Genomic DNA, 4,892 nt, shown 5'->3' with positions numbered 1-4,892 from the left:
CTGGTTTAATTCCTTATGGTGCAACATTCTTGGTGTTCACTGACTATATGCGGAACTCTATCCGTTTATCTGCTTTAGCTGAAGCTGGTGTTATTTGGGTAATGACTCACGACTCTATTGCTTTGGGTGAAGACGGACCGACTCACCAACCAGTTGAGCATATTGCATCTTTACGTTTGATTCCACAATTACTTGTGATGCGTCCTGCGGATGGTAATGAAACTTCTGGTGCGTATAAGGTTGCGGTGGAAAAGGCTAAAGCAAGTCATCCTCAACCTACTTTGTTAGCATTATCTCGTCAAGGTTTACCTAATTTAGCTGGTAGTTCCATTGATGGAGTTGCTAAAGGTGCTTATATTATTAGTGATGGCGATGGTACTCCAGATATTATCTTAATTGGTACTGGTGGCGAAACTTACCAATGTGTTGATGCTGCAGAAAAACTCCGTACTGAAGGTAAGAAAGTGCGGGTGGTTTCTATGCCATGTTGGGAATTATTTGAAGAGCAAGATGCAGCTTATAAGGAGTCTGTGTTCCCTGCATCTGTGAAGAAGCGTTTGGCAGTGGAAGCAGGTGTTAGTTTTGGTTGGCATCGTTATGTGACTGATGAAGGTGCAACTTTGAGTGTTGATACTTTTGGTGCTTCTGCTCCTGGTGGTGTTGTTTTGGAGAAGTATGGTTTCACTGTTGATAACATTGTAGCTAAAGCTAGAGAAGTATTGGGTTAGTTTTGATGGTGGGTAAGCATTCAGCATTTAGCACTCAGCAGTCAGCTAGAGTTATAACTTTACAGGTAATAACTTTAAAGTTTTATAGTTGTCTTAATTTTAGTGCGTAGTGCTGTATCTACCTATTAGCTATCTCAAAATATCAATTATAATTAAGAGGTTCTCTAGAAATAGGGAACCCTTTAAATTTTTATAGCAATTCCCTTCAGTATTTTTCAGGATTGATTCTGGTTTTTATTAATAAAAAATAAGTTTGTTTTCTGTGATTTTACTATTGCTGAGGAAATATTTAGACAGTTATAATTACACTAATAAAAAATCTTTACTTAATAACAAGAAAAAATAGTTATGGATGAAGCTGTAAGAAAGATAGCAGGTGTAGGATTGCCTGGTGTTATACTTTTAATTGCAATAGCAACGACAGGTTTCAGTGGTGCTGCAGCAATTACAGCAGCATTAGCAATGTTAGGACCGGGTGGAATGATTGGTGGTGTTGTATTTTTGGGAATAATCGGACTTGCATCAGATGCACTGACAAAGTATGGGTTAGAAACTTTATTGAAAGGAGTTTATCTACAGAGAAAATCCGATGGTGAACCTTTATCAAATCTCTCTAAAGAAATTAATGGTTTACCAATTTTATTAGAACTTAAATTAATACTAAAAAATGCTATTGGAGCCTAAGAATTAAAATTAAAGCATAAGTCAATTTGCTTTTTATTGACTTGATTATCAACTATAATTAAAGAGGTTCTCTAGAAATAGGGAAACCTTTTAAATTTTTTTATATAATTGGAGGAAATGATGACTCAAGCTTCTGTAGAAAAAAATACAGCAATTAAAATAATTTCAGCAATAATTGACAGAGTAATGGAAAGTGAAAGTATTTATCAAGAATTAGATAAAAATCAACTCATTCAGAGTTTTTCTACATTATTAGATCGAGTCTAACCTCAAATGGTAATATCTCTAGATGATGAACGACTAACAAAGAAAGTTAGAGGCGTAATGTCAATAGAACTATTATCGACAATATTTGATAATTTTACTCCTGAACAAATAGAAATGTTTAATGCAGTGGTAGAAGGGAGATAAAATAAGGTGAGTTATCTACTAGATACAAATTTAGTTACTGCAATTTTGAAACAGAATAAAATAGCAACTGATAAATTTAAGCAGGTTAAATTTTTGGAAGAATATATATTTATCAGTTGCATTACCTATTATGAAATTAAAATAGGATTATTGTATGTCAATGCTACTAGGCAACTTTCTAAGTTTAACAAATTTTGTCAAGAAGTTACAATTTTATTCTTAGACAATTTATAAATTATTGAGAAAGCATCAGAAATTCACATAGATTTGAGAAGGAAAAGAAGACCTATTCAAGATGCCGATATACTCATTGCAGCAACGGCAATTATTCATAATTTAACTTTAGTTTCTAATGATTCTGATATGTCTAGAGTTGAGGGAATAAATTTAGAGAATTGGTTAGAAGTGGAATAGAATTAAAGAGATTTTTGCCCAAGTTATTAATATAATTAGGAATAACTAAGTTTGATAATTAATTTGAAGAAAGCAGTTTTAGTCATATCTTTAGTTGCATCTATTGCTTTACAAACTTTTGTCAAGAAGTTACAATTTTATTCTTAGACAATTTATAAATTATTGAGAAAGCATCAGAAATTCACATAGATTTGAGGCGAAAAGGTAGACTAATACAAGATGCTGATATACTCATTGTAGCAACGACAATTATTCATAATTTAACTTTAGTTTCTAATGATTCTGATATGTCTAGGGTAGAGGGAATAAATTTAGAGAATTGGTTAGACGTGGAATGGAATTAAAGATATTTTTTCCAAAGTTATTAATATAAAGTTTTCGTAGTGCGTGCATCTTGCCCGCGACTGGTCTATCTTACTAATATGAAGCTGTAATCTAGAGATGTCAAAATTAATAAAAAATTGGTCGGTAAGTCGTTATCAAGTTTTTAATACTTGTGAGCGACGGTACTATTTTGAATACCTTTCAAATGCAAGAATTAACAGTCGTGATTCTTTTTTGAGAGAAATAGGATTCTTAAAAAAACTCACAAATATTCCTATGTGGAAAGGAGAAATTTTTCATTCAATAGTTGCTGAATCTCTTCAAATACTGAAAGATGGAAGTTCTGTATTATCACAAAATTGGCGTAGTGAACTTGAGGATAAAATAAATCAAGAGTGGAATTTTTCTGAAAGCAAAGCATTTCGTGAAGACCGTAAAAATCTTGGTGAAAATGGTAAGATAGTACTCTTTGAGCATGAATATAATGAAGAAATAAAAGAACAAAATCCTAGAGAAATTTTCACCTCAGTTGAAGCATGGGTTAATCAATTTTTCAATTGGGTAGAAGAAAATAATTTGAAGCAACTATTACAAAATGCCAAGAAAGTTTGGATTGAACCTAAAATTCATGGTCGCAATGCACCTGGTTTTAAGGTTGACGAGATTGATGTGATTGCTAAAGTAGATTTAGCATTAATTACAAAAGACGGTAAGTTTAAAATATTTGATTGGAAAACGGGTAATTCTTCATTAAAAAAGTCGCGACAATTTTCCCAAGCTGAGTTTCAAATAGGAGTTTACCAACTTTGGCCTCACTTGACGTTAAAATATTCTTTGGAAGTAATTGAGGCTCATTTAGTTGGCTTTGGAAATAATTCGGTACAACATGAAATTCATCATATAAATTGGGAAAAAAAAGAAAAAATACTGAGTTTAGTGCGTCAGAGTATTGCTCAACTTAAACGCTTTCATAATCCAGAGCCAGGAGTTGAATTTTCATTAGAAGATTTTGACTTTGCTAGTAATAAAAATGCTTGTAAATTATGTAAGTTTAAAAGGTTATGTCAAAAGGAACTTGAAACATGAATCAATCAACAGAAATGCGATATATTGGTGCAACTTTATACCCTTTATTAGGTGTTGAAAAAGAAGTCTATCGTTTCCGGATACTTAAAGTAACTGAAAAGATTCCTAAAGATAATAATCAATCAATTCGCCTTCAAAGATGGGCGGATAAATTATGGCGAGAAGAACTATTTTGTCCTGTTTATCCGACTAAACGTTTTGGTTATCCAGCTTTTCTAATTCCTGATGGAAATAGTCCAGAAGCAGGAAAGAGATTTGAAATAAAAGATGTACCTGATAAAGTTTATTTTATCGAAGTGACAGAAGAAACTTTGGATGTGAAAATTGAAGATGCTATTGGTAAAGAAAGAGAACTTGTTTGTAGGATGTTAGAAAGACCTTTTACAGACAAATTCAAGACTCTTGACGATAAGTTTTGGCGTTCAAATTGGACATTATTTTTTAATCAAATTCCGGAAAATGAAGGTGTAAATAAAGATATTGTCAATGCTTACCGTGGTTTCAAATTTGGTGTTGTTTATTTAGAGGGTGATGGGTTTTACTTTGCTGCGGATATACGAACCAGATATGTTGGTAAAAAATCTTTAGCAGATTATACAGATAATGAAAAAAATGAGATTCTCCAAGAACATACAGATTTAACTATTAATGATGAAAAAAGAGCTTTTTTCCTTCGTGATAATGGAACAAAAAAAATTCCTTGTCGTTATGTAGGTACTACAGGAAAAACTATAGATAAATACAGTGTTAAGGATTTGGGTAAGACTGTTTATGAATATTATCGCCAAAATTATCCACAACTTAAAATATCTCCTCACGAGGAGGCAGTTTTTGTAAAAGATCGTTTGGAGAAAGATAAATTTATAGCTGTTCCTATTTCACGTCTTTTTCCAATTTTTACAACGGAGTATGAAGGATTACGAAAATGCTCTATTCCTCCTCAACTTAGTCCAGATCAACGAGTTAAGATAATTTCTAGTTTTATCAATGAATTATCTGGTGTGGAGTATGAAAATAAACCAGTTGAAATTAAACAAGAATATTTCAAAAGAGAAAGAACAGTTTTTATTCCTCCAAATTTAGAGTATGGTAGTGGTGAACTTCTTCAAGCTTTTCCCAATTCAAATAATTTCCATACAACGAGTAAAATTTTTGATGATAAGGTAACACAATGGTAGCACAATGTTTTGTTAAGCATTTACAACCAAATACTTATGACCAAAGATTTCTGTAAATCATTCGCCG

Annotated in this window: 9 protein-coding genes; all 9 read left to right on the top strand. The window is 32.3% G+C overall.

Annotated elements, in window-relative coordinates:
- Nucleotides 1–728 (top strand): transketolase-like TK C-terminal-containing protein (locus F6K22_RS31885; protein ID WP_293107544.1); only part of this gene is annotated, 728 nt, incomplete at its 5' end.
- A 348-nt stretch (nucleotides 729–1,076) separates the two neighbouring features.
- Nucleotides 1,077–1,412, top strand: coding sequence for a hypothetical protein (locus F6K22_RS31880; protein ID WP_293107541.1), 336 nt, complete (start codon nucleotides 1,077–1,079; stop codon nucleotides 1,410–1,412).
- A 117-nt stretch (nucleotides 1,413–1,529) separates the two neighbouring features.
- Complete coding sequence (locus F6K22_RS31875) at nucleotides 1,530–1,679, top strand: hypothetical protein (RefSeq protein WP_293107539.1); 150 nt, start codon at nucleotides 1,530–1,532, stop codon at nucleotides 1,677–1,679.
- 6 nt (nucleotides 1,680–1,685) lie between these two features.
- Nucleotides 1,686–1,823, top strand: coding sequence for a hypothetical protein (locus tag F6K22_RS31870; RefSeq protein WP_293107536.1), 138 nt, complete (start codon nucleotides 1,686–1,688; stop codon nucleotides 1,821–1,823).
- Nucleotides 1,824–1,829: 6 nt separating this feature from the next.
- Nucleotides 1,830–2,057: a PIN domain-containing protein gene (locus F6K22_RS31865; RefSeq protein WP_293107533.1), complete on the top strand. Its 228-nt coding sequence runs from the start codon at nucleotides 1,830–1,832 to the stop codon at nucleotides 2,055–2,057.
- Nucleotides 2,058–2,237, top strand: a complete 180-nt coding sequence (locus F6K22_RS31860) for a PIN domain-containing protein (protein ID WP_363274872.1) — start codon at nucleotides 2,058–2,060, stop codon at nucleotides 2,235–2,237.
- Between the two features lie 158 nt (nucleotides 2,238–2,395).
- A complete protein-coding gene (locus F6K22_RS31855; RefSeq protein WP_363274870.1) occupies nucleotides 2,396–2,581 on the top strand; it encodes a PIN domain-containing protein in 186 nt (61 codons plus the stop codon).
- Nucleotides 2,582–2,678: 97 nt separating this feature from the next.
- Nucleotides 2,679–3,647 (top strand): PD-(D/E)XK nuclease family protein, encoded by a 969-nt coding sequence (locus F6K22_RS31850; protein WP_293107527.1) that lies wholly within the window; start codon nucleotides 2,679–2,681, stop codon nucleotides 3,645–3,647.
- The gene (locus F6K22_RS31845; RefSeq protein WP_293107524.1) at nucleotides 3,644–4,825 is read left to right on the top strand and encodes a hypothetical protein; all 1,182 of its coding nucleotides are present in this window, start codon (nucleotides 3,644–3,646) and stop codon (nucleotides 4,823–4,825) included. The genes F6K22_RS31850 and F6K22_RS31845 overlap by 4 nt, the downstream gene beginning before the upstream one ends.
- Nucleotides 4,826–4,892 lie beyond the last annotated feature (67 nt).

The organism is Okeania sp. SIO2F4 (assembly GCF_010672385.1).
GTDB lineage: Bacteria > Cyanobacteriota > Cyanobacteriia > Cyanobacteriales > Microcoleaceae > Trichodesmium.
Note: the sequence above shows the minus strand (reverse complement) of the source record. Positions and strands in the feature narration are given on the sequence as shown.